This is a genomic window from uncultured Tateyamaria sp., assembly GCF_947503415.1.
In the GTDB taxonomy this organism is placed as follows: domain Bacteria; phylum Pseudomonadota; class Alphaproteobacteria; order Rhodobacterales; family Rhodobacteraceae; genus Tateyamaria.
In genome coordinates, this window is the sequence record NZ_CANNDS010000001.1 from 1,178,560 (window position 1) to 1,201,948 (window position 23,389).

Here is a 23,389-nt window from a genome sequence, read left to right on the forward strand (position 1 = left end):
CATGTGGTCCTGAGTCTGCAAGCCCCATGCGATTGGGTTCAGGCCATCCACCACCGTTCAGCCATGCGCAGGTTGTCGAGCGGACATGATTTGCCGACGGTGACAGGCACTGTGACCGACCGGCTGGCGATATGCGTCGCAGCATGCGCATTGGGCAATGTCTGGAAATCGCGCGGGTCGGCGTAGTCGTCCAAAGCGATTACATCGGCCACATCCACCAACCCATCGCGCAACGCTTCGCCACGAATCTGTTCGGCGCTGAACTGCACAAACTCGACCGAATCGAACCACCCGGCACCCTGCTTCCAGTGGTTTTCTACGCGACTGCCGATGAAGTGCCGCCCGGCGTCGAGCTTCTGTATTTCATATAACCCGGTGCCCGTCGTAGACCGCACTTCGAACCCCGGCTGCGCCAAGAGATAAGGCAGGCTTGGGTTCGGCGCATCCAGCGTGATCTCAAACGTGAGGTCATCAATCGTGGTCACATTCCACATGAAGCCACCAACAGACGCCGCATTAAATACGGTACCATCGTGGAACTTCACACCTTCGCGCAGCTTGAACCGCCAGACACGCGCCTCTGCATCCGACGACCACTCAGTCGCCAATTCACCGCGCAGCGTGCCGTCGGCCGCAATCTCTGTCAGGTTGTCGAAGACTGTCGCGGCCACCGCTTGATCAAACAGCGCGGGCGACAACGCCGCCTTCAACCGCCCGCCCCGCTTGGGCAGCGCAGATGCGCCCGTGGCCGCCAGCAAGGCTGCGGCAGCACCGGAAGCAAAAAGCGCGCGGCGGTCGATCCGGGTCATTTTCCTGCAATCCTGTCCATGGTGCGCACCAGTTCAGCCGAAATTCCCGGCTCAGACAAGGCATGCCCAGCATTGCGGACCATTTTCAACTCCCCCATCGGCCACGCCTGTGACAACGCGTAAGCACTGTCAGGCGGGCAGATCATGTCATAGCGGCCCTGCACGATGGTGCCGGGAATGTGTTTGATCCTGCCCGCGTGGGCAAGGATCTGTCCGTCGAATTCCAGAAAGCCCGCATTGGTGAAGTAGTGATTCTCAAGCCGCGCGAAGGCGCGAGCATAGTCACCGGGCGCTTCACCACCCGCGCCGGACGAATGGATCGATGCCAGCGCGTTTTCCCAAGACGACCACGCGCGGGCAAAGCGTGTTTCCATCGCGACATCCCCGGAAAAGAGCCGCCGGTGGTAAGCCCCGATCAGATCGCCGCGCTCATCCTCGGGGATTAACCCTTCGAACCGGGCCCAAACCTCGGGCCAGAACTTGCCGGCACCGCCGCCATAGAACCAGTCCAACTCGGCCTGCGTCATCAGGAACACACCGCGCAGCACAAGGTTGCGCACACGGGCTGGATGCTCTTCGGCATAAATCAAAGCGAGCGTTGCACCCCAGCTGCCGCCGAACACAATCCACGCATCAATTTCCAGAGACTTGCGGATCAACTCGATATCATCGACCAGATGCCACGTCGTGTTGTTCATCACGGACGCATGCGGACGGGACCGGCCACAGCCGCGTTGATCAAACAGAATCACCCGGTAGTGTTCGGGATCGAAATACCGGCGCATGGCCGGGCTGCATCCGCCGCCCGGTCCGCCATGCAACACGACAACGGGCACACCGTCAGGATTGCCGCATTGCTCTACATAAATGCGGTGACCTTGCCCCACCTCCAGCATGCGCTGATCGAAGGGATCGGTGGGCGGATACAGATATTGCACCGCGCGCTTTTGATCACTGTGTTTGTCCATCGTACCGACCTACATAGGGCTTAAAGCGCACATGAGCATACGGAGACGCAAATGCAAACGCATCAAACCACTGTTGACCCGTCAGAAATCGCGAAATTTGAGGCGATGGCGGCGGAATGGTGGGATCCCAACGGGAAATTCAAGCCTCTTCACATGCTGAACCCCTGCCGGCTGGACTATATCACCAGCCAGATTGCAGCCGAATTTGACCGGGACCTTACCGGCCCTGAAGCATTCAAGGGCCTGCGCATTCTGGATATCGGCTGCGGTGGCGGGCTTTTAGCGGAACCTATGGCGCGGCTTGGGGCCGAAGTTGTCGGCGCAGACGCGGCGGAACGAAACATCCCCGTGGCGCAGGTGCATGCGGAACAATCCGGCCTGACCATCGACTATCGCCACACGACGGCCGAAGACATGGCCGCTGCGGGTGAGCAGTTCGACGTCGTTCTGAACATGGAAGTGGTCGAGCATGTGGCCGATCCGCTCAGCTATCTCACCGCCTGTCGCCAGCTTTTGAAACCCGGCGGGCTGCACATCTGTTCAACGATCAACCGGAACCCAAAATCCTACATGATGGCGATCATCGGGGCCGAACATGTGATGCGCTGGCTGCCGAAGGGTACGCATGAATGGTCGAAATTCATCACGCCGGATGAGTTGTTTGATCTGATGCGCAACGCGGGTCTGGACCCAGTCGACCGCAAAGGTTTCATCTTCAATCCGCTGACATGGGGCTGGAAGCTGTCGGACACAGACCTCAGCGTGAACTACGTCACGGCGTCTCTGAATCCGGCTTAGGTTTGTTCGACATCTCGACGCGCAATTGACGCAGGATCGGCAGGGTCGAGCGCACACGCTCTTCCCCCAACTTGTCGATGACATCGCTGACCATCGGGGCAATCGCACTCAGCGCCTGTTCACGGGCACGTTTGCCTGCGGGGCTGATCGCCACCATCTTGCGGCGCGCGTCGTCCCAGTCGGGGCGGATGTGGATGTAACCTGCCCATTCCAAACGGCTGAGCGTGTTGGTCATGGCGCCGCGCGTGACGTTGAACGTCTCAGCCAATTGCGCCGGGCTACGCTCACCCTCGTGCCACGCCAAGTGGTTCAGAACCGAGAAATGGGAAATTTCCATGCCCTTGGGCAACACACGGCTCAGGCGGTTGCGGACCATCTGGTCCGCCGCCAACACCTCGCTGAACAGCGAAATGGCAAGTGCGTGTTTTTCCGTGCTCATGCGCCATCAGGGGGCTTTGAAGGGGCGCGCATTGTCCCGTGATGGGATACGGCGGCGCGCCTCGGCCACCTTTTCCAAATCCAGATCAAAGACATAAACGCCGGGGTCAGTCCTTGCGTCAAGTATCACCTCACCCCACGGATCAACGACCAGCGAATGACCGTAAGTGTCGCGCGTCCTGTTCTGGGCGCTGGAATGCGTGCCTGTCTGGGCCGGGGCGATCACCCACACCCCGCCTTCGATCGCACGGGCCCGCAGTAAGCTGTGCCAATGGGCCGCACCGGTCACGGGCGAAAAGGCAGCGGGGTAGGTCAGAATTTGCGCACCTGCCGACACCAGTGCGTCCGCCAGCCGTGGAAACCGCATGTCGTAGCAGATCGCCATGCCGATCTGTCCAAAGTCGGCCTGGGCCATCACGGCCTGTGTTCCGGGGCGGTAGCCGGAGGATTCTTTGAACGTCTCGGATTCATTAATCGCGACGTCGAACATGTGGATTTTGTCGTAACGGGCGAGGATGTCCCCGCGGGGACAAATCAAAAAAGACCGGTTGGCAAATCGGCCGTCCGGGTCGTTGGTCTTCAAACCAAGTGAGCCGATCAAGATGTGCACGCCGCGGGTTGCCGCAACATCGCGCAGCGCTTTCAAGGTCGGATCTTCATCTTCGAACTGTAGAACGGACTGTTGATGCGACCGGCTCGTTGAGACGCAATTCGTGACCTCCGGGGTCAGGATGAACTCAGCCCCCTGGTCCGCCGCTTGTTCAACCATCTGGATGGTCCGGAGCAGATTGGCCACCGGATCATCCGAGACATTCAGTTGGAGCAGGGCCGCTTTCATTTACGCTGCAAGCAGCGGGTCAAGCTTGCCGGATTGCTCAAGCGCATAGAGATCGTCGCAACCACCGACATGAGTTTCCCCGATGAAAATCTGCGGAACGGTCCGACCGCCATTGGCACGCTGGATCATCTCGGCCTTGCGCCCGGGATTCTTCAGCACATCAACTTCCGAAAAGGACACGCCCTTTTGCTTCAGCAGCCGTTTGGCCGCGTGACAGAAACCGCACAGGGGTGAGGTATAGATTTCAACATCTTTCATGGCGCAGATCCTTTCAGCGCAAATTCAATTTGCCGGATATCTAGGCATCTTTCGCCACACGTGCCAGCACAGCAACGCACACATCAGTGGCACCTGCCGCACGACACGCCTCTGCGCAGGCGCTGAGCGTGGCCCCGGTTGTCATCACGTCATCGACCAATACGACGGTACGATTGATGATCCGGTGACGGCGGCGCGGATTGATCCGAATGGCCCCGTCCAAGATATCCGCGCGCTCGCCCCGTGTCTTTCCATCAAGCGAAGGCGTCTTGCGCGGACGTTCCAACAGATCAGGGCAGGCATCAAGTCCGGTCATGTCCGACAGGCTCTTCGCAATCAGCGCTGACTGGTTGTAGCGCCGCTTGGCCAGCCGCATCCAATGCAAGGGCACGGGCGCGATCAGGGCATTTTCCGGTGCCATATCCATCACCGCCTGCCGCATCCATCCTGCCGCTGGTTTCGCAATTTCCTGGCGATCCCCGTGTTTCAGACGCAGGACCAATTTGCGCCCCATGCCAGTATAGATCAGTGCCGCGCGCCCATGTTTCCAAGGCTTTGGCGCGCGCAAGCAGACGTCACAATGCACTACTTCATCAACGACGGATCCGGGCAAAGGCGTGCTGCAGATGTCGCACACCGTTCCGCCGACAAACGCCGTTTGACCCCAACATGCACCGCACAGCCCAAAATCGCTGTCCACCATCTCTCCGCACCCCAAACAGCGGGGGGGATAGATCGCGGTGAGTGCTGTTTGTAAAAGGCCCATGCCTGTCCTACCTATGCCGCCATGACCCAACCCACGCCCTTGACCGACACCGCAGCGCTGACCCGCAACCGCGCCCGCGCGCACCTGTCGGCCCTGTTTCTGCAAGAGGCAGCCCGGGACGAGGTCGAGGATCGTCTGGAGATGGTTAACAAATCCTTTTCATCCGCCGGGATCGTGGCCGCTTTTCCATCATTGTGGCACGGTCGCATTGATGGGGCAGAGGTTCTGCCGGAGACAGAGACACTGGCGCTGACCCCAGCGACACACGATTTGGTGATCCACAGTCTGGGCTTGCATTGGGCAAATGATCCGGTTGGGCAACTGATCCAATGCCGCCGCGCCTTGCGCGCCGATGGGTTGTTGTTGGCCGTGGGTTTGGGCGGTCAGACATTGCATGAGTTGCGTGCGTGTCTCGCCGAATCGGAAGCGATGGAAACCGGTGGTCTGTCTCCGCGCGTGGCGCCCATGGCGGAAGTGCGCGATCTGGGTGCCCTGTTGCAGCGATCCGGATTGGCCTTGCCGGTCGCAGACACCGTATCTTTGCGGGTGCAATACCAATCCATGTGGCATCTGATGCGCGATCTGCGTGCGATGGGAGAGACAAACGCGCTTGCGGCACGGACCAGATCGCTGACCCGGCGCAACATCCTGAACCGCGCTGCAGACATCTATGCCAATGGATTTCCCGGCGATGATGGCGGGATCATCGCCACCTTCGAGCTGATCGTGCTAACAGGGTGGGCTCCCGATGACAGCCAGCAAAAACCGTTGCGACCAGGATCCGCGCAAGCACGGCTGGCAGATGCCCTCAAGACGGACGAAACGCCGCTGTCAGATTGACCTGCAAGCAAAACCGTTTATCTGAGGGCCATTGATGACCACGGAATGAACCAAGATGCTTGATACCAGCAAAACAGCGATCCGTCCGGCGCATGCCGCCGTTGACCACCCGGCGATCCCGCCGGCGCGCGTTGGCATTTTGCTGGCGAACCTCGGCACACCCGATAACTACGACTACTGGTCTATGCGCCGGTATCTGGGCGAGTTTCTGTCGGACAAGCGGGTCATCGACTATAGCCCGTGGATCTGGCAACCCCTGCTGCAGTTGATCATCCTGACAAAGCGTCCGTTTTCATCGGGTGCGGCATACAAATCGATCTGGAATCATGAAGCAGGCGAAAGCCCCCTCATGACCATCACCAAGGACCAGACGGCCAAGATCAAGGATGCCATGCACGCACAATATGGCGATCAGGTGGTGGTCGATTTCTGCATGCGCTACGGCAATCCGTCGACCAAATCCAAGGTGCGCGAGATGATCGAAGCCGGGTGCCAGAAGATCTTGTTTTTCCCGCTCTACCCGCATTACGCCGGAGCAACATCAGCCACGGCGAACGACCAGTTCTTTCGCGCCATGATGGAAGAAAAGTGGCAGCCAACCACGCGCACAGTCGAACCCTATTACCAGCACCCGAAATATATCGAAGCACTCGCCCAATCCATCGAACGGGCCTATGGCGCGCTGGACACGCGGCCCGATATCCTGGTGTGCAGCTATCACGGCGTGCCGCTGCGCTATCTGATGGAGGGCGATCCGTACCATTGCCAGTGCCAGAAAACGACGCGCCTGCTCAAAGAGCGGCTGGGGTGGCAGGACACTGAAATCACAACGACCTTCCAGTCGAAGTTCGGTCCTGAAGAGTGGCTGAAGCCCTATACGGTCGAGGAGGTCGCGCGCCTGGCCGAAAATGGTAAGAAAAACATCGCCGTATGTGCGCCAGCATTCTCAGCCGATTGCATCGAAACGCTGGAAGAGATCAACGAAGAGATCAAGGAAAGCTTCGAAGAGGCCGGTGGCGAGATGTTCACCTATATTCCATGTCTGAACGATGATGATGCGCATATCGAGGCACTGAGCACAGTGATCAACGAAAACCTACGCGGCTGGCTGGATTGAAAAACTGGCAATTCAAACAAAAAAGGCGGCTCGCGATGAGCCGCCTTTTTCTTTTTATGATGTCTAGGACTTAGTCCGCGACAGCAGCTACCACAGCGATCAGGATCAGCAGGGGCAGGATGATGCCACCGGAAGAGCTTTGAGTCTCTTCAACGATCACGGGTGCTTCGATGATTGGCTCGGCAGGTGCGCCAGCAAATGCGGTCGAAGCAGCAGCAGTCAGTGCAGCAGCGAGAACGAGTTTTTTCATATTAACCTCCAGTTTTGCGCGCTGGCAAACAACGCCAGAACGCACCCAAGACTTACCTCGTGAGTCTGTGTAAACAGCAATAGCCCGCGATTGCAAACCTTGTTTCAGGGACTTAGCAGCCGATCCGCCTCAATGTCGTCAAATAAGCAACACTTGCGTTCCGACGTTCGCCATCTCGTAAAGCTCTTCGATATGCTCGTTGTAGAGGCCGATACATCCATTCGACGACTTCCGCCCAATCTTGCGCGTATCGTGGGTGCCGTGGATGCGGTAATACGTCCAGCTCAGGTGCAGAGACCGCGTGCCCAACGGGTTTTGCGGGCCAGGACCGATATAGTCGGGCCATTCAGGGTTCCGCTGTTTCATGGACGGTGTAGGGCGCCAATCCGGTTGCGGATCCTTCAGGATCACCTTTGTTCGGCCCCGGCGCGTCAGATCTTCGGTCAAAGGGACGCTTGAGGGGTACAGTTTGTATACCGTCTGCTCTTCGTTCCAGTAGTGAACGGCACGGCTGTCGATGTCGACAAGGATCGCGCCTTTGCGCAAGTTGTCGAAATAGGGCTGCCAATCCAGCGAACGGAAGCTCGAGATATTGCGTCGCGCCGAGAGTTCGGGATCACGGGACGCCTGGCCTGCAGGCACATTCTGAGCAATCGCAGGAGCGCCCAAAAGCGCTGCCGTCCCGGCCAAAAATGCCCGGCGGCTTGGGGTATTGAATGATTTCTTGGACATTAAATGCCTCTCCGATGTGTAATCCTGCCAGTCGCGCGAACAATATTGCTTGAAAGTGACAGTCGCAAATCAAACAGATGTCATCGCGCAGCTTCACGCCGATGTGGGTTTGTAATGCAACGTCCAAGCGGCTATCGAGTTTCAAACAACAACAGTGATGTGCAGAAACAATGCGTATTTTCTCGGTACTTCTGGTCGCTTTACTCACTTTGGCGGCCTGTGCAACACCCAACGCGCCGACCATTGGTGATGACGGGCGTCCGTTGCCCCAACTGTATCGTATCCGCGGCAATGATACCGCCAAACTACAGTTCCGTATGCTCGATTCCGTGAACGCATTGCGCAGTGCCCAAGGAGCCGCACCGGTTGAGTTGGACCCGAAATTGAATGCCGCGGCTGCAACCCATTCACGCGACATGTCCTTGCAGAACCGTCCTTGGCACTTTGGTTCGGATGGATCGTCGCCCATCGATCGTTTGCAGCGGGTGGGTTACTCGGGCAGCCTGATCGGCGAAAACATCTCGGAAACTTACGAAACCGAGTTAGAAACGCTGGCCGCATGGATGGAGCAACCGGACACCCGCCGCACGATCCTGTCGCCACAAGCCGGTGATATGGGCTTTGCCTGGTTTCAGGAACCCAATGGCAAGATCTGGTGGACCATGGTGATGGGAAATCCCAACGACACGCCGCTTATTCCGGCGTCGAACCCATCCGCCACGCGTCTTGTGCCGGACCCAACGCCAAATCCAGACGAGGTCGCCACAGATGACACGGGCGAGGACGTGGTGATCATCACCACGCCTGCGACCTGATCAGGGATTTATCTTGATCGGGGTACCGTTGCGCACCATCGCGTAAACGTCTTCCATTTCGGAATTCGTCACCGCAATACAGCCCCATGTCCAGTCCTCGCGCTTGCGCCGGAACGGGCTGGAGTTGCCATGGATAAAGATGTCGCCGCCTGGCGGTTTGCCCAGCGCGGCTGCTTCTTCCAGATCCAAACTGTTCGGATACGAGATACCGAGCGACAGATAAAACCGACTGTTCGGGTTCCGCCGGTCGATGATGTATGTGCCTTCGGGTGTACGCCCGTCGCCTTCAAAGAACTTGTCGCCAATGGGCTCGAACCCAAGGTCGATATCGTAGTCCTTCAGCACCCTGTTGTTGTTGAATAGAAACATGCGGCGCGTGTCTTTGTTCACCACCACATAGGTGACATCGGGCCCCGAATATCTTTTGAATTTACTGTCTCGTGTCGAACAGGCGCTTAGCCCAACGGCTGCGGCCCCGCCCATCATAAGATGTCTGCGCTTCATGTAAGTCCTGTCCCAATAGGTCGTTTTTGTATTTGGCCGAGAATTTACCACGGTTCGACTGTAATCTCAAAGTGGGTTTTTGGCCGCAGCAATCACCAGTGCGAGATCACTTGTCCTTCAACTGCGCTTCGATCGCTTCAAGCCGTTTGATCACCTCGTCCCTGTAGCTGTCGGTGGCGGCGTTGCTTTCCTCGGCATGCGCATCCTGCATCGAATTCACGATCAGACCAACCAGCAGGTTCACGACGGCAAATGTCGTCACCATGATGAAGGGAACAAAGAATACCCATGCGTAAGGGTACACTTCCATCACCGGACGAACGATGCCCATGGACCACGATTCCAGCGTCATGATCTGGAACAGGGAATAGGCACTGAGCCCCAAATCACCAAACCAGTCGGGAAAACTATTGGAAAACAGTTTCGTCGCCATGACAGACCCAATGTAAAAGATCAGCGCCATCAACAGAAATACACTGCCCATGCCGGGCAGGGCGGTCACAAACCCCTCCACCACACGGCGCAGACTGGGGGCCACGGATATGACGCGCAACACCCGCAGGATACGCAGCGCGCGCAAGACAGACAGGCCACCTGCACTTGGCATCAAAGCGATGCCCACGATGACAAAATCAAAGATGTTCCAGCCATTGCGGAAGAACTGCCCGCGATAGGCGATCAGCTTGGCAATGATTTCGGCCGTAAAGATGGCGAGACAAATCTTGTCGATGGTAACAATTAGCCCGCCCGCCACCGCCATCGCGGTCTCCGACGTCTCGAGTCCCAGCGTGATTGCGTTCAGGACAATGACAGCGATGATGGCATTGGTAATGCGTGGGCTTTCCAGCCAGCGAACAAGCGCGGTGCGATCCATGTAAGGCCTCCTTCAGCGGGCGATATGGGCCAAACGGAAGGCACCGACAAGTTCCACATGCGCAGACCAGCGGAACTGGTCCACCGGCTGCACCCAGTCCAGAACATAGCCCGCTTTGATTAATGTTTCGGCATCGCGCGCAAAGGTCTGCGGGTTGCACGACACATGAGCAATCACCGGCACCTGAGCAATTGCCAGTTCTGCAATCTGCGCCGCGGCCCCGGCACGGGGTGGATCAATGACAACCGCATCATATCGGGCTAGCTCATCGGGCAACAAGGGGCGGCGGAACAGATCGCGGGTTTCTGTCACGATACGTTTCAACCCTTGGGCCTGCCGCCATCCCGCATCGAGGGACGCCATCATGTCGGCTGACCCTTCAACTGCAAGAACTTCCGCCGTCTGCGCCAAGGGCAAAGCGAAGGTGCCGCACCCGGCGAACAGATCGGCCACCGACTTGGCGTTGCCAACAGTCTCGGCCACGAGGTCTGTCAGAGTTTGTTGTCCATGCTCCGTCGCTTGCAGGAATGCGCCCGGTGGCGGCACAACCCGTGCCTTGCCCATGGGTTGAGCGGGCGGAACGCGCATGCCGATCAACTCATCTTCCCATGTGAGGCGCGCCAACCGGTGCTGTTCACACAATGCTGCCAACACGATCCGCAGATGCCCATCAAGCGGTTTGCCACCCGTCACAGCGACATCCAACCCTTCAAGGCTTTCAGTGACCGTGACTGCAAGTGCTGTTTTTCGGCTGGCTCCGGCCAGTGCCAAATCTTCGGACACTTTCAGCCCAACGCGCAGGGCAGGGGTGACCAGTATGCACTCGGGCACTGCAATGATGGCGTCCGACTTGCGGGCATGGAAGCCAGCCATCGCACCCTTTTTCGTGCGCCGCGCGGCAAAGGTGGCACGGCGGCGGGAGTGATCGGGCGAGGTTACCGTCGAGCGTAAATCAGTCTCTAATCCATACGATTTCAGCGCCGCAGCAACAATATCGCGCTTCCAATCAGCCACCAAAGCATCCGACGCATGCTGCATCTGGCAGCCACCGCAGGATCGGAAATGCGGGCATGGAGGAGACACACGATCAGGCGAGGGTGTCACGATCCGGATGTCGGTCAGCCCGGACCCAGCTTGCGTTCCGCTCACCACCTCACCCGGCAGGGCAAGCGGCACAAAGACAGGGCCGGGGGCAATCCCATCGCCCTGCTGGCCCAAACGTTCGATTGTCACAGTTGTCATGTGCCGTGGCCTAACCGCACCCGCCCAATTGCAAAAGCCCTATTCGGCAGCGCGAGTGCTGATGAACCCGCCGGACTGCCGCTGCCAATACCGGGCATAGAGGCCGCCTTTGGCCAAAAGAACCTCGTGCGGTCCTTCCTCTACGATGCGGCCCTGATCCATCACGACGATACGGTCCATCTCGGTCAGGGTGGACAGACGGTGCGCAATTGCAAGGACGGTCTTGCCTTCCATGACGCGGGACAGAGCGGATTGAATAGATGCCTCAACCTCACTGTCGAGCGCACTTGTCGCCTCGTCCAGCACAAGGATTGGCGCGTCCTTGAGGATCGCGCGGGCCAATGCAATCCGCTGCCTCTGGCCGCCGGACAGTTTCACGCCACGCTCGCCCAAATGCGCATCATAGCCGGGGCGGCCCCTGTGATCCTGAAGATCGAGGATGAAGTCGTGCGCTTCGGCCTTGCGGGCGGCAGCAATCATCTCGTCATCACTCGCTCCGGGGCGACCGTACAAGATATTGTCACGGGCGGAGCGATTGAACATTGCAGTTTCCTGCGTGACCATCCCGATATTATGCCGCAAGCTGTCTTGGGTCACATGGGCGGTGTCATGATCATCGATCAGGATGCGGCCACTTTCGCTTTCATAGAGACGCAAAAGCAGCGACACGAGTGTGGATTTCCCCGCGCCCGACGCACCAACGATACCCACCTTTTCACCCGGCGCGATGGTCAGGCTGATCCGATCGATCCCCCCAGTTTCACGTCCGTAACTAAAGGTCAGATCGTCGAAGGTGATCTTGCCCGCGATGTTGCCCAGCGCTTTGGCATCGTCCGCGTCCTGCACCCGTGCGCGTGGTGTGAGGGTGCGCATCCCATCCTCGATCTCGCCCACGTTGGAATAGATCGCCATCAGCGTGAAACTGACCCAACCGGTCATCTGGGCGATACGGATCGCAATGGCGCCAGAGGCAACGATGTCACCGGGTGACGCAAGGCCTTGCCGCCACATCAAAATGGTGCCACCCAACAAAAATACGGGCAGCAATCCGGCAAGCGTCATCAGTGCAAACCGGAAACCAGCAGACAGGATACCGAAATCCACCGCCGTTTTACGGAACGTGCCCATCGCGCCAAGTGCGGCCTGATCCTCGTGGTCGTCATGGGCGAACAGCTTGACCGTCTTGATGTTGGTGATCGTGTCCACGACCTGCCCGGACACCATCGCCCGCGCCGCCGCCCGCGCAGCAGAGCGTTTGCGGATGCGCGGAAGGTACCAGCGGATCAGCGCGAAGTAGGCCACCAGCCAAACGGCAAACCCCATCGCCACCCGCCAGTCGATGGCGAGCAACAGCAAGGTGGACCCCACAAGCGAGGCGAGGGCGAAAGCAACCACGTTGATGAATTCGGACACGACGTCAGTAACAGCACGGGCTGCTTGCATCTGCTTTTGCGCAATGCGGCCCGCAAAATCATCGTCGAAAAACGTGACCGATTGGCCCAGCGTCCAGCGATGCAGGCGGGACAATACCAAGGGGTTCACATTCGGTTGCACAATGATCGAGTTGGTGGCCGAACTGAGACCAAACAGGATGGGTCGCGCGACTAGGAAAAAGGCCAGCGCACCGCCGATAAGTCCAATGTTAGTGACGGAAAAGAACCCGTCCGGCCCAAGTTGCACAGTGGCATCAATGACCCGTCCCAGGATCAGCGCCGTGCCCGCCTCAAGCGCGCCTGCCGCCGCAGAACAGATCGCAGCCAACCACAAGGCAGGCCAAGCGCCGGACAAACACCAACGCATGAAGGGCCACAGCTCTTGCGGTGGCGGCCCCTCAGCCCGTCGGAACGCACTGATCCAATCTGAAATCTTCACTCTGCTGCCTCAGTCGCGATGAACCCACCGGATTGGCGCGCCCAGAAGTCGGAATATAGTCCGCCCTGCGCCAAAAGCGCGTCATGCGATCCGTCTTCGACAATTTTACCGTCGTCCAACACAAGGATACGGTCCATCTGTGCAATCGTGGACAGACGGTGCGCAATGGCGATCACGGTCTTGCCCTCCATCATGTCATAGAGCGTGTCCTGAATGGCGGCCTCAACCTCGCTATCAAGCGCACTTGTTGCTTCGTCCAGCACAAGGATCGGGGCGTTTTTCAGTATAACACGGGCCAAAGTGATGCGCTGGCGCTGACCGCCAGACAGTTTCACACCGCGTTCACCCACCTGCGCGTCATATCCGCTCCGCCCGTCGGGATCGGTGAGGTCGAGAATGAAATCGTGCGCCTGCGCCTGTTTGGCCGCGGCAAACACCTCCTCCTCCGAGGCGCTCGGACGGCCGTACAGTATGTTGTCACGCACGGACCGGTGCAAAAGCGAACTGTCCTGCTGCACCATTCCGATGTTCAGGCGCAGGCTGTCTTGGGTCACCTGTGCGATGTCCTGACCATCAACGATGATTTGCCCATCTTCGGCGTCGTAGAACCTTAACAGCAGCTTCACCAATGTCGATTTACCGGCACCAGACCGCCCAACAAGTCCAACCTTTTCACCCGGTTGGATGACGGTCGTCACCTCTTGCAAACCGCCGCTGCCACGACCGTAGTGGTGTGTCAGCCCGTGCAAAGCAATCTCGCCCTTGGTCAGCTGAAGAGGTTTGGCATCCGCCGCATCCTTGAGGGTGACAGGCTGGGCAATCGTCTCCATCCCCTCGGAAATGATGCCAAGGTTCTGAACCAGAGACGTCATTGCCCACATGATCCAATACGTCATGTTGTTGAGCCGCAATGCGATGGTCAAAGCGGCGGCCACCATGCCTTCGGTCGTGAAGCCGCCAATCCAAAGCCAGATCGCCAAACCACCCATCGACACAATCATACTGGCGTTCAGAAGGGTCAGCGCCACATCCATTCGAACAACGATGCGCATCTCTTTCATAAAGGTTTGGCGCGCGTTTTCGATGGCCTCCTTGGCGTAGTCGATCTCGTGGCTGTGATGGGCAAACATCTTGACCGAATGGATGTTGGTGTAACTGTCGACGACCCGTCCCGTGATCGCGCTGCGCGCATCCGAACTGGCCTTGGCCGCAGGGCCAGCCCGCCGGATCACCCAACGCAACAACAGCAGATAACCCACGATCCACAAGACCAAAGGCAACGCCAACCAAAGATCAAAGCTCATTAACAACAGGACAGCGCCAATGACGGACACCGCAAAGAACGATCCGGCATCAAGCACTTGGAACATTGCCTCACCTGCAGCGGGCGGCGTTTGCATGATGCGGTTGGCAATGCGGCCCGCGAAATCATCCTCGAACCAGCCAACCGACTGGCGCAACACATGCCGGTGCGACCGCCAGCGGATCAGCGTGCCGAGGTTGGGCAGAAGCGTGTTGTGCAGCAACGCCACGTCGACAAAGCCCATGATTGTGCGCAAAACCAAAACCCAAAGCGCGACAAGCGCAAACTCAAATCCGTATTCCGGGATGATCAATTCTGGCGTGCCTTGCGCAAGCAGGTCGACGATCCGGGCCACGTACCAGATCAGCAGAATTTCCCCAAAGGCAACCACGGTGCTGAAGACAAAGGTGATGGCGATCACCGCCCGGAACGGTTTCAGATATTCGCGCAGGAACGGCCACAGCTTTGTCGGTGGTGTGTCGGTTTCAGTGTAGGGCAGATAAGGATCGACGAGCGATTCAAAGAACTTGAACATGGGGAGGACCGTGAAAAGTAAGTGCAACAGGTGCGTGACGCGGGCAAGCGGCCCAGCATGTCACGAAGGACAATCAGCGACGATCAGGCGTCGTTCCAGATTCCAAATACCATGTTGCTCTCCATCAGGTTCGACAAATGACATAGCGCGGGTTATCGCGAATGTCACGGGGTCAGCAAATCCTGTTTCGATTTCGTCAGATCGGACGCCAGCCAAAGTTGCTTAAGGCGTTTCAATTCTATGCCAAGGTCGACGCCGGACAGGTGTGCCAAATCCTTTGCGCTTATGGGAAAATCTGCGGATGCACCTTCGGACACGGCGCAAAGATCACTGCGATCAATCGGTGCATTGGCATAGGCGGCACGCAGCAAGACGGCGGCGGTCCCGGCCTCCAATCCGCCGATGTGTCCAAGCGCTTTCGCACTGTCCGTCGACACGCTGAGCTGTCGGATTGATTCGAGGTGCTTTTGATCGCGGCGCGACAGGCGCAGGCGGTCCGGAATATCCATTCCGCCAAGGGCCGCCAAGCGTGCCATCGGATCAATCTGCGCACCGGTCATCTTCTCAAGATGAACCAAAGGGCCAACGAAGGTTGGATCAGTACCGGGAAGCACAGTTGGCAGAACGCCTGTTTGCTGCATCACAGCCAAAGCGGGCGTTGGATCGGGCGCAGCCAGCAACTTCAGCATTTCAGACCCAACGCGTTCAGCCGAAAGTGTCTCTAACCCGGAAAGATTTTTTGCAATTCCCGCAAGCGCATCTGGATCCCAGCCATTGGCGGGGTCGGAATATTGCGCGTTGAACCGGAAGTACCTGAGGGTGCGCAGGTAATCTTCGCGAATGCGCTCGCCTGCATCATCAATGAATCGCACACGTCGTGCATGCGCGTCATTCAAGCCGTCTACTGGGTCACTGATCTGACCGCGCGGGTCAGCATAGAGCGCGTTCATGGTGAAATCTCGGCGGTGCGCGTCTTCGGTCAGGTTCGTGGCAAATGCGACAACGGCACGGCGGCCATCGGTTTCGACATCCTTGCGGAATGTGGTCACCTCGAATGGCTCACCCGACACGACGACAGTGATTGTGCCATGGTCAATTCCTGTCGGAACCGGTCGGAAGCCCGCCGCATTGCTCAGGTCGATCACCTGTGCAGGCAAGGCGTCTGTTGCGATATCGATGTCAGAGATGGGCACCCCCATCACCGCATTGCGGACGCACCCACCTACGAAATAGGCTTGATACCCGGCATCTTCCAATGCGCCACACAGCGTCTGCGCGCCCGGATCGGTCAAAAACCCAGTGCTAGGGTCTAGTTTTGCGGCAACAGGTCGGTCCATGCCCGCAATATACGCGCGGTTGCGCCCCAGATGTAATAGGGGCCGTAGGGCACGGTGTAATACATCCGTTTCTGACCGCGCCAGCGACGTGCCTCAATCACGAAATTTTCTGGCGCGAGAACATGTGACAGCGGCACGCGGAACACCTCAGACACCTCGCCAGCCTCAGGCATGGCATCAAATTCACGTTTCACCAAAGCGATCACAGGTGTCACGGTAAAGGACGTGACTGTCTCATGCGGGGCGAAAGTGCCCAGCACTTCGACATTTTGGTCATGCAACCCAATCTCTTCCCGCGCTTCACGCAGCGCCGTTTCGATCAGGCTGATATCTCCCTCGTCACGCTTACCGCCGGGAAAGGCAATCTGACCCGGATGATGCTTCAGGGCCGAAGACCGTTTTGTCAGGATAAGCTCATATCCGTTCCGCCCTTCGATAATCGGGGCCAGCACGGCTGCGGGCCGCAATTTTCGGTCAGCAGGCAGGGTGATCCCACTGTTCAGATCAAAATCCGAAGACGCGGCGCCTGATTGCTCAAGCGCCGCACGGGTTTGATCAATAAGATCAGGCACCGTCCTGAGTTTCCGCCTCGAAACCTACAGTGGTCGGGTCCAGATCGTAGTGCGCCCCACAGAACTGACAGTCTGCGGTGACACGCCCTTCGTCCGTCGTCATCTTTTCGATGTCGCGGGCCGAGTAGATGGACAGGCTTTGCCGCACACGATCTTCGGAACAGGTACAGCCAAACCGGACCGGCTGGGTGTCGAACACGCGTGGCGCTTCTTCATGGAACAGGCGCAGAAGCAGATCATTTGGCGCCAGTTGCGGACCGATCAACTCCATCTCTTCCACCGTGTCGAGAAGGATATTCGCACGGCTCCAGTTTTCGGATTCATCGCCCTCAAGCAGATCATCGGAACGTAGGACATCACCTGTACCTTCGGACGTCGCCGCAAAAGGTGATGCTTTGGGCATGTGCTGCAACATCACGCCACCGGCCCGCCAGTGTTCTGGTGAACCAGGTGCTGTCGACTTGCCAAAGCTCAGCTGAAAGCGTGTGGGCAACTGTTCAGATTGCGCAAAATAAGTCTCTGCACAGGCAGAAAGCGACCCTCCGTCCAGCGGCGTGATCCCTTGGTACGGGGTCATTCCGGTGCCCTGATCGATCATGATGGCAAAGTATCCGTCACCGACCTGATCGAACGGCGTGCCGTCGGTCAGCCGGTCGCGATCAAAGCTGGCATAGGCTCGGATGCGAGCAATTTCGCCTTCGGTCTCGGGCCCATAATAATCTGTGGCAATCATGCGCACGGGTCCCTTGGATTGAACCTGCAGCGACAGCTTCCAGCGCAGTTTGATCGTCTGCCCGATCAACGCCGTCAGCAAGGCCATTTCCGCGACAAGCGCTTCGACCTGATCAGGGTAATCATGTTGTTTGAGGATGCCATCCAACACTCCGTCAAGGCGCGCCACGCGCCCACGGATGTCGGAAGCATCAAGTTGGAAAGGCAGGACGGTATCGTCCCACGCGAGTTGCGAACCGAGTGTCATTGGGGTTTCCTTTGGTGCCAGTCGTTGGCATATCGCGTCTATATAGGATAGCGCGCAGAAACTGAAAGGGGGGCATGTGATCCGACGTTTTGGACAGCAACCCCACCCAAGGCGCAAGTATATCGTGCGTCCCGGCGCCTATGCGATCCTACCCCTTGGGCGATCCTTGCTTCTGACGTTTCAAAGCCAGCCTGAGCCAGAGTTTCAATTGCCGGGCGGTGGTATTGATGCAGGTGAAAGCCCGATTCAGGCTTTGCATCGCGAAGTTCATGAGGAAACCGGCTGGAAAATCTCGGCACCCCGCAGGTTGGGTGCGTTCAGGCGCTTCACATACATGCCGGAATACGATCTGTGGGCTGAAAAAATCTGCCACATCTTTGTCGCGCGCCCATCGTTGCGATTGGGTGATCCGGTTGAGCAGGATCATTCGGTTGCCTGGATGCCACCAAAGGATGCGGCGGCAGCGGTATATAACGACGGAGATCGGGCGTTCCTGGAGCGTTACTTCTGCTGATCCGGGCCGTGATATTCGAACAGGATGCCAGAAACATCATCGGGAAATGTGCTTTCCCCTGCGAATTCGGTCAGTCGCCACAAGAGTGCTTCGAAGAAAGCTGGGCCGCCGACCTCTGACAGATCCCGCATCAAGCTCTCGAGCCCCGCTTCTTCGAGCATATCGCCGTTTGGGTCGGGGCATTCGGTGACGCCATCCGACAACAACAGCATCCGATCACCCGGTTGAAGTTGCACTTCGAACTGGGTGAAGGAAATCCCAGACATCAATCCCACCGGAAATCCGCCAGGTCCATTCTGCTCAATCTGGCCGTTCTTACGTTGAATTGCCGGGTGCGGATGTCCAGCTTGCGCCATACGAACGTGGCCAGTGACCAGATCGACGTCAGCAAGTAGCAAAGTGAAATAATGCTCTGTGTCCATCTCGTCGAGGACGAGATCGTTGAGCGTCTCAATCACTTCTTCAGGCGGCAAAAAGGCGTATGACCCGTTGTCCAAACGTTGCAATGCAACGTTCTGATCAGGCGCGGCGGCAGACAGATATCCCGCCAGTCGTGCGGTCATAAGGGCCGAGCTTATTCCATGCCCGGACACGTCGATCGAATACAAACCCAAATGTCCCGCCTGTGCCGGGAAGAAACCAACCAGATCGCCACCAACATGGCCGCTGGATTGCAGCATCAGGCTCAGATTGGCCGTGTCGAAAGACTTGTGACGCTCGCGCACAAGCGATTGTTGGAGTTTCTTTGCTTCTAGCAAGTCGCTGTCCAACGAGTCGTATAACCGTTGCAACTCGTCCAGCGTATCGGTGATCAAACGGTTCTTTTCCGTCAGCTCACGCTGCATGTGCAAAATGCGTTCGCCCGCGGCGATCCGGGCGCGCAATTCGTTGGCATCAACCGGCTTCGTTACGAAGTCATCGGCGCCGGCCTCAAGCCCCATCGCGACCTCGGCTTTTTCGCTCTTGGACGTCAGCAGGATGAAATACCCGTATTTGTCCTGACTGAGCTTGCGAAACGCGTCACAAAATTCGAGCCCGTTCATGCCGGGCATCATCCAATCACTAAGTACCAGATCGGGCAGGATATCCTTGCAAATCTCCAGTGCATCCTCGGCCGATCCGGCCTCATACACTTCGAATCCCCAGCGTTTTACGGAACTGGACAGAATTTTTCGTTGCAGGCGACTGTCGTCCACGATCAGCACCCGATGCGGGACATCGGTGTCTTCGGGTGTATCAGGCACCGTCTGCTGGATCATTTCAACGTTCATTTGACACGTGTTCCGACTGCTTCGGCACTTGTTACGGCCTGCCGCTTAACGCGCGGTGAAGTGAAACGGCTCATTGCCTAAACCTTTAACAATCACGGTTTATTAAGACTGGTCATGGTCAAACATCCCAAGTGAATCGGAGACGGCTATGATTGATTGGGAACGGGTCAACACCTTACGCGCGGAAATTGGCGAAGAAGATTTTGAAGAAGTTGTGCCGCTGTTCATTGAAGAGGTAACAGGCATAATCGATACGCTTCGCGATACCCCTGATCTGTCTCGGCTCGAGGAAGACCTGCACGCCCTCAAAGGCAGCGCACTCAACCTGGGATTTACCGACTTCTCTGTTCTTTGCCACAAGGGTGAGGCGTTGTCGGCCAAGGGAAAAGCGTCAGAGGTGGATGTCCCAGCGATCGTGGCAAGCTTCGAAGCCTCCGAAGTCACATTCACGTCCGGCCTTTCCGCGGGGAAGGCCGCCTAGATCACGAATTGGGCAAGCGTCTCATCATTGGTGATGTCTGTGTACGTGAAACCGGCAGCGTCCAGTTCTGACAGAAGCCGATCAAAGTTTTCGGGTTTCTTCGTTTCGATACCAATCAATACCGACCCGAAATTGCGTGCTGACTTTTTAAGATACTCAAAGCGTGCAATGTCATCGTCGGGCCCAAGGATGTTCAAGAAGTCTTTCAACGCGCCCGGGCGCTGCGGCATACGCAGGATGAAGTACTTTTTGACGCCGGAATAACGCTGCGCACGCTCTTTGACTTCGGGCAAGCGCTCGAAATCGAAATTGCCGCCAGATGTGACACACACAACCCTCTTGCCTGCGATCTGATCCGCAACATCGTTGAGCGCCTCGATTGCCAGCGCCCCTGCCGGTTCCAGCACAATCCCTTCGACGTTCAGCATATCAATGATAGTGGTGCAGATGCGGTCTTCGGGGATGTCGATGACGGTTTCAGGGTTGGCCGATTTCAGCCGCGCAAAGGTTCGCGCACCAATGGTCGCGACGGCAGCACCGTCGACGAATGTGTTGATCGGAGACACGTTCACCGGATGCCCGGCGGCAATGGCCTGCGCGAGGGATGGCGCGCCGGTCGGTTCCACAAATGTGTACGTCACCCGTTCTTCAAAGAAACTGCGCGTGCCTGCCGACAACCCACCGCCACCCACCGGGAGAATGATGTGATCCGGTGCGCGACCAAGCTGCGCTTCAATCTCAACGGCGACTGACGCTTGCCCTTCAATCACGTCATCATCGTCAAACGGCGACAAAAAATGTGCGCCCGCTTCGCTACAAAAAGCCTGCGCCGAGGTAAGCGTGTCGTCGAAATAATCACCAGTCAGACGCACTTCGACATGACTGCCGCCAAACATCTGCGTTTTCATGATCTTTTGCTGCGGCGTGGTCACCGGCATGAAGACGACACCGCGAGCGCCAAAATGCTTGCACATGAATGCAACCCCCTGTGCGTGATTGCCCGCACTGGCACAAACAAACGTGGCGCCATCCGTCATCACTTTTCGCATTGCATTGAAGGCGCCGCGCAGCTTGTAGGACCGAACCGGGCTCAGATCTTCGCGCTTTAGCCAGATGTCTGCTTGAAATCGATCCGACAGCACCTCGTTCCGCAAAAGGGGTGTGGCCGGAAACACGCTGCGCATGGCCTGTTCCCCCGCGCGCGCCTTGTCCTGAAAGCTCATTATTTGACCCCTTTGTCGGCAATCCTACTGACCTAGCGGTGCCTCCCCTACGGGTCAATCTTGCCCCTGTGCTGCAAAACCGCTATCGGCAGCCAACTCTTGCAAGGGACATGATAAGATGAGCGCACCCAAGAAAGTTGTGCTGGCCTATTCCGGCGGCCTCGACACCTCGATCATCCTGAAATGGCTTCAAACGGAATACGGGTGCGAGGTTGTGACCTTTACCGCCGATCTGGGCCAGGGAGAAGAGCTGGAGCCCGCCCGCGCCAAGGCCGAAATGATGGGTGCATCGGCCATCTATATTGAGGACCTGCGCGAAGAATTTGTGCGCGACTTCGTCTTCCCGATGTTCCGCGCCAACGCTTTGTACGAAGGGCTTTACCTGCTCGGTACGTCCATCGCCCGGCCGCTCATCTCGAAGCGTTTGGTCGAAATCGCGGCCGCCGAAGGGGCGGATGCCGTGGCCCATGGTGCGACAGGCAAAGGCAATGACCAGGTCCGCTTCGAATTGGCCGCCTATGCCCTGAACCCCGACATAAAGGTGATCGCGCCGTGGCGTGAGTGGGATCTGTCCAGCCGCACCAAGCTGATCGACTTTGCAGAAAAGAACCAAATCCCGATTGCCAAGGACAAGCGTGGCGAAGCACCGTTTTCCGTCGATGCAAACCTTCTGCACACCTCGTCCGAGGGCAAAGTACTGGAAGACCCGGCCGAGGACGCGCCCGATTACGTCTACCAGCGCACCGTTGCGCCGGAGGATGCACCCGATACACCAGAATATGTCGAAGTCGGGTTCGAGAAGGGTGATGCAGTCTCTATCAACGGGGAAATGATGTCTCCGGCCACTGTCCTGACCAAGTTGAACGAACTGGGCGGTAAGCATGGCATTGGTCGGCTCGACCTTGTTGAGGGTCGTTTTGTCGGCATGAAGTCTCGCGGTATCTACGAAACGCCCGGTGGCACCATCTTGCTGGAAGCGCATCGCGGCATCGAACAGATCACACTTGATCGTGGGGCGGCCCATCTCAAGGACGAGTTGATGCCCCGCTATGCCGAGCTGATTTACAATGGTTTCTGGTTCTCACCGGAACGCGAAATGCTGCAGGCCCTGATCGACCAAAGCCAAGAGCATGTGACCGGCACCGTGCGATTGAAACTGTACAAGGGACTGGCCCGAACCGTTGGCCGCTGGTCTGATCATTCGCTGTATTCGGAAGCGCACGTGACGTTCGAAGATGATGCAGGCGCTTACGATCAGAAGGACGCTGCGGGTTTCATTCAGTTGAATGCGCTGCGCCTCAAGCTTCTCGCAGCACGCGACCGACGGCTCAAGTGATCTTGCGCGCGGCGAGCTTTTCATAAAAGGGCATCGCCGCGTCCGCCAACGCTGCATATTCTCCGTCGAGCGTTGGCAACGGCCCTTCGGCTGCATCAAATCCGTTAGAACCGTGGACGGCGTTGTACCAATGCGCCGCCCAAACTCCATCCGCCGGATGTCCCCCGGCAGGCCAATGCAACATGTGATCGGTCCACGGAATGCCAATCTGGTCACACAGCCTTTGCAACATCCTTGCTGGATCTGCGCGGACGTCGCTTGAATCCACAACGACGCCACCCCCGACCTGATCGAAAATACGCGCCTGTTGGACAAACCCCAGATCCGTCAGCACCGGAGCCTCCCGTTTGCGCGCGTAACTGGCGACAACACGGGCCGGGTGGCGGATCAGAAATACGTGCTGAACCTCGTTCATCCACGCCTCATCCCAGTCCGGCAGCATGTGATGCGTCATGTGCTTTTGGTAAAAAACAGTCTCTGACACAGGCGAAATCAGCATTTTCGCGACGACGCTGGGGTCTGTGCTCTGAGAGCCAAGGATATCATGCCGCATCGGATGATCCGCACCCGTTTGATCGAGGTAGGCCGCATAAAACGGTTCATCCACCACACGGGCATCACCGCGGGCTGCAAAGCTATACATCATGGCGGTCGACAGGTTTCTGGGCCCGGACCATATGGCAATACGTATCGTCATGGCGACAGGCTAAGACCCTT

General features: G+C 57.8%; 26 protein-coding genes. 7 read left to right on the forward strand and 19 right to left on the reverse strand.

Annotation, left to right across the window (positions count from 1 at the left end; all coding sequences use genetic code 11):
• Positions 1 to 38 precede the first annotated feature (38 nt).
• Both Q1A32_RS05655 and pip read right to left on the reverse strand, forming a co-directional pair.
• Entirely contained in the window at positions 39 to 809 is a 771-nt protein-coding gene (locus Q1A32_RS05655) for an ABC transporter substrate-binding protein (RefSeq protein ID WP_299650705.1), read from the reverse strand.
• The gene (gene pip / locus Q1A32_RS05660; RefSeq protein ID WP_299650708.1) at positions 806 to 1,777 is read right to left on the reverse strand and encodes a prolyl aminopeptidase; all 972 of its coding nucleotides are present in this window, start codon (positions 1,775 to 1,777) and stop codon (positions 806 to 808) included. The genes Q1A32_RS05655 and pip overlap by 4 nt, the downstream gene beginning before the upstream one ends.
• A 51-nt stretch (positions 1,778 to 1,828) precedes the next feature.
• Between pip and ubiG the strand changes: the two genes are divergently transcribed.
• Entirely contained in the window at positions 1,829 to 2,575 is a 747-nt protein-coding gene (gene ubiG / locus Q1A32_RS05665; RefSeq protein WP_299650711.1) for a bifunctional 2-polyprenyl-6-hydroxyphenol methylase/3-demethylubiquinol 3-O-methyltransferase UbiG, read from the forward strand.
• Here ubiG and Q1A32_RS05670 read toward each other — a convergent pair.
• The 4 genes from Q1A32_RS05670 to Q1A32_RS05685 are packed head-to-tail and all read right to left on the reverse strand — an operon-like array spanning position 2,550 to position 4,875.
• Positions 2,550 to 3,014 (reverse strand): MarR family winged helix-turn-helix transcriptional regulator, encoded by a 465-nt coding sequence (locus Q1A32_RS05670; protein ID WP_299045065.1) that lies wholly within the window; start codon positions 3,012 to 3,014, stop codon positions 2,550 to 2,552. The genes ubiG and Q1A32_RS05670 overlap by 26 nt on opposite strands.
• 6 nt (positions 3,015 to 3,020) lie before the next feature.
• Positions 3,021 to 3,851, reverse strand: a complete 831-nt coding sequence (locus tag Q1A32_RS05675; RefSeq protein ID WP_299650714.1) for a carbon-nitrogen hydrolase family protein — start codon at positions 3,849 to 3,851, stop codon at positions 3,021 to 3,023.
• Positions 3,852 to 4,109: a glutaredoxin 3 gene (grxC, locus tag Q1A32_RS05680; RefSeq protein WP_299608445.1), complete on the reverse strand. Its 258-nt coding sequence runs from the start codon at positions 4,107 to 4,109 to the stop codon at positions 3,852 to 3,854. It abuts the gene before it with no gap.
• A 40-nt stretch (positions 4,110 to 4,149) separates the two neighbouring features.
• Entirely contained in the window at positions 4,150 to 4,875 is a 726-nt protein-coding gene (locus Q1A32_RS05685; protein WP_299650718.1) for a ComF family protein, read from the reverse strand.
• A gap of 21 nt (positions 4,876 to 4,896) precedes the next feature.
• On the opposite strand from Q1A32_RS05685, the gene Q1A32_RS05690 reads away from it, so the two are divergent.
• Positions 4,897 to 5,715, forward strand: coding sequence for an SAM-dependent methyltransferase (locus Q1A32_RS05690; protein ID WP_299650721.1), 819 nt, complete (start codon positions 4,897 to 4,899; stop codon positions 5,713 to 5,715).
• Between the two features lie 55 nt (positions 5,716 to 5,770).
• A complete protein-coding gene (gene hemH / locus Q1A32_RS05695; protein ID WP_299650724.1) occupies positions 5,771 to 6,832 on the forward strand; it encodes a ferrochelatase in 1,062 nt (353 codons plus the stop codon).
• Between the two features lie 70 nt (positions 6,833 to 6,902).
• On the opposite strand, the gene Q1A32_RS05700 is transcribed toward hemH, so the two are convergent.
• Together Q1A32_RS05700 and Q1A32_RS05705 are read right to left on the reverse strand one after the other, a co-directional pair.
• Positions 6,903 to 7,082 carry a hypothetical protein gene (locus Q1A32_RS05700; protein WP_299650727.1) on the reverse strand — a complete coding sequence of 60 codons (180 nt, stop codon included), beginning with the start codon at positions 7,080 to 7,082 and terminating at the stop codon, positions 6,903 to 6,905.
• Positions 7,083 to 7,220: 138 nt separating this feature from the next.
• The gene (locus Q1A32_RS05705; RefSeq protein ID WP_299608432.1) at positions 7,221 to 7,814 is read right to left on the reverse strand and encodes a L,D-transpeptidase; all 594 of its coding nucleotides are present in this window, start codon (positions 7,812 to 7,814) and stop codon (positions 7,221 to 7,223) included.
• Between the two features lie 170 nt (positions 7,815 to 7,984).
• On the opposite strand from Q1A32_RS05705, the gene Q1A32_RS05710 reads away from it, so the two are divergent.
• Positions 7,985 to 8,629 carry a CAP domain-containing protein gene (locus Q1A32_RS05710; protein WP_299650730.1) on the forward strand — a complete coding sequence of 215 codons (645 nt, stop codon included), beginning with the start codon at positions 7,985 to 7,987 and terminating at the stop codon, positions 8,627 to 8,629.
• Here Q1A32_RS05710 and Q1A32_RS05715 read toward each other — a convergent pair whose 3' ends face one another.
• The 8 genes from Q1A32_RS05715 to Q1A32_RS05750 all read right to left on the reverse strand — a co-directional run bounded on the left by Q1A32_RS05715 (position 8,630) and on the right by Q1A32_RS05750 (position 17,847).
• Positions 8,630 to 9,133, reverse strand: a complete 504-nt coding sequence (locus tag Q1A32_RS05715) for a murein L,D-transpeptidase family protein (protein ID WP_299650733.1) — start codon at positions 9,131 to 9,133, stop codon at positions 8,630 to 8,632. It abuts the gene before it with no gap.
• Between the two features lie 106 nt (positions 9,134 to 9,239).
• Positions 9,240 to 10,007 carry an ion transporter gene (locus Q1A32_RS05720; protein WP_299608427.1) on the reverse strand — a complete coding sequence of 256 codons (768 nt, stop codon included), beginning with the start codon at positions 10,005 to 10,007 and terminating at the stop codon, positions 9,240 to 9,242.
• Positions 10,008 to 10,019: 12 nt separating this feature from the next.
• Positions 10,020 to 11,249, reverse strand: a complete 1,230-nt coding sequence (locus Q1A32_RS05725; protein ID WP_299650736.1) for a class I SAM-dependent RNA methyltransferase — start codon at positions 11,247 to 11,249, stop codon at positions 10,020 to 10,022.
• A gap of 39 nt (positions 11,250 to 11,288) precedes the next feature.
• A complete protein-coding gene (locus tag Q1A32_RS05730; protein WP_299650739.1) occupies positions 11,289 to 13,121 on the reverse strand; it encodes an ABC transporter ATP-binding protein in 1,833 nt (610 codons plus the stop codon).
• A complete protein-coding gene (locus tag Q1A32_RS05735) occupies positions 13,118 to 14,959 on the reverse strand; it encodes an ABC transporter ATP-binding protein (protein WP_299650742.1) in 1,842 nt (613 codons plus the stop codon). The genes Q1A32_RS05730 and Q1A32_RS05735 overlap by 4 nt, the downstream gene beginning before the upstream one ends.
• A gap of 164 nt (positions 14,960 to 15,123) precedes the next feature.
• Positions 15,124 to 16,251 carry a CCA tRNA nucleotidyltransferase gene (locus Q1A32_RS05740; protein WP_299650745.1) on the reverse strand — a complete coding sequence of 376 codons (1,128 nt, stop codon included), beginning with the start codon at positions 16,249 to 16,251 and terminating at the stop codon, positions 15,124 to 15,126.
• A 17-nt stretch (positions 16,252 to 16,268) separates the two neighbouring features.
• Complete coding sequence (locus Q1A32_RS05745; protein WP_299650748.1) at positions 16,269 to 16,868, reverse strand: CoA pyrophosphatase; 600 nt, start codon at positions 16,866 to 16,868, stop codon at positions 16,269 to 16,271.
• Positions 16,861 to 17,847 (reverse strand): Hsp33 family molecular chaperone HslO, encoded by a 987-nt coding sequence (locus tag Q1A32_RS05750; RefSeq protein WP_299650750.1) that lies wholly within the window; start codon positions 17,845 to 17,847, stop codon positions 16,861 to 16,863. The genes Q1A32_RS05745 and Q1A32_RS05750 overlap by 8 nt, the downstream gene beginning before the upstream one ends.
• A gap of 76 nt (positions 17,848 to 17,923) precedes the next feature.
• Between Q1A32_RS05750 and Q1A32_RS05755 the strand changes: the two genes are divergently transcribed.
• Positions 17,924 to 18,361, forward strand: coding sequence for an NUDIX hydrolase (locus Q1A32_RS05755; RefSeq protein ID WP_299650753.1), 438 nt, complete (start codon positions 17,924 to 17,926; stop codon positions 18,359 to 18,361).
• Here the strand turns inward: Q1A32_RS05755 and Q1A32_RS05760 are convergent.
• Positions 18,349 to 19,620 carry a PP2C family protein-serine/threonine phosphatase gene (locus Q1A32_RS05760; RefSeq protein WP_299650756.1) on the reverse strand — a complete coding sequence of 424 codons (1,272 nt, stop codon included), beginning with the start codon at positions 19,618 to 19,620 and terminating at the stop codon, positions 18,349 to 18,351. The two genes, Q1A32_RS05755 and Q1A32_RS05760, sit on opposite strands and share 13 nt — an antisense overlap.
• A 160-nt stretch (positions 19,621 to 19,780) precedes the next feature.
• Between Q1A32_RS05760 and Q1A32_RS05765 the strand changes: the two genes are divergently transcribed.
• Positions 19,781 to 20,113, forward strand: coding sequence for an Hpt domain-containing protein (locus tag Q1A32_RS05765; RefSeq protein WP_299608407.1), 333 nt, complete (start codon positions 19,781 to 19,783; stop codon positions 20,111 to 20,113).
• On the opposite strand, the gene ilvA is transcribed toward Q1A32_RS05765, so the two are convergent.
• On the reverse strand, positions 20,110 to 21,336 hold the full coding sequence (gene ilvA / locus Q1A32_RS05770; protein WP_299650758.1) for a threonine ammonia-lyase IlvA: 1,227 nt from the start codon (positions 21,334 to 21,336) through the stop codon (positions 20,110 to 20,112). The two genes, Q1A32_RS05765 and ilvA, sit on opposite strands and share 4 nt — an antisense overlap.
• Before the next feature lie 118 nt (positions 21,337 to 21,454).
• On the opposite strand from ilvA, the gene Q1A32_RS05775 reads away from it, so the two are divergent.
• Positions 21,455 to 22,672 carry an argininosuccinate synthase gene (locus Q1A32_RS05775; RefSeq protein ID WP_299650760.1) on the forward strand — a complete coding sequence of 406 codons (1,218 nt, stop codon included), beginning with the start codon at positions 21,455 to 21,457 and terminating at the stop codon, positions 22,670 to 22,672.
• Here Q1A32_RS05775 and Q1A32_RS05780 read toward each other — a convergent pair.
• Positions 22,665 to 23,369, reverse strand: coding sequence for an HAD family hydrolase (locus Q1A32_RS05780; RefSeq protein ID WP_299650762.1), 705 nt, complete (start codon positions 23,367 to 23,369; stop codon positions 22,665 to 22,667). The genes Q1A32_RS05775 and Q1A32_RS05780 overlap by 8 nt on opposite strands.
• Positions 23,370 to 23,389: the final 20 nt, after the last annotated feature.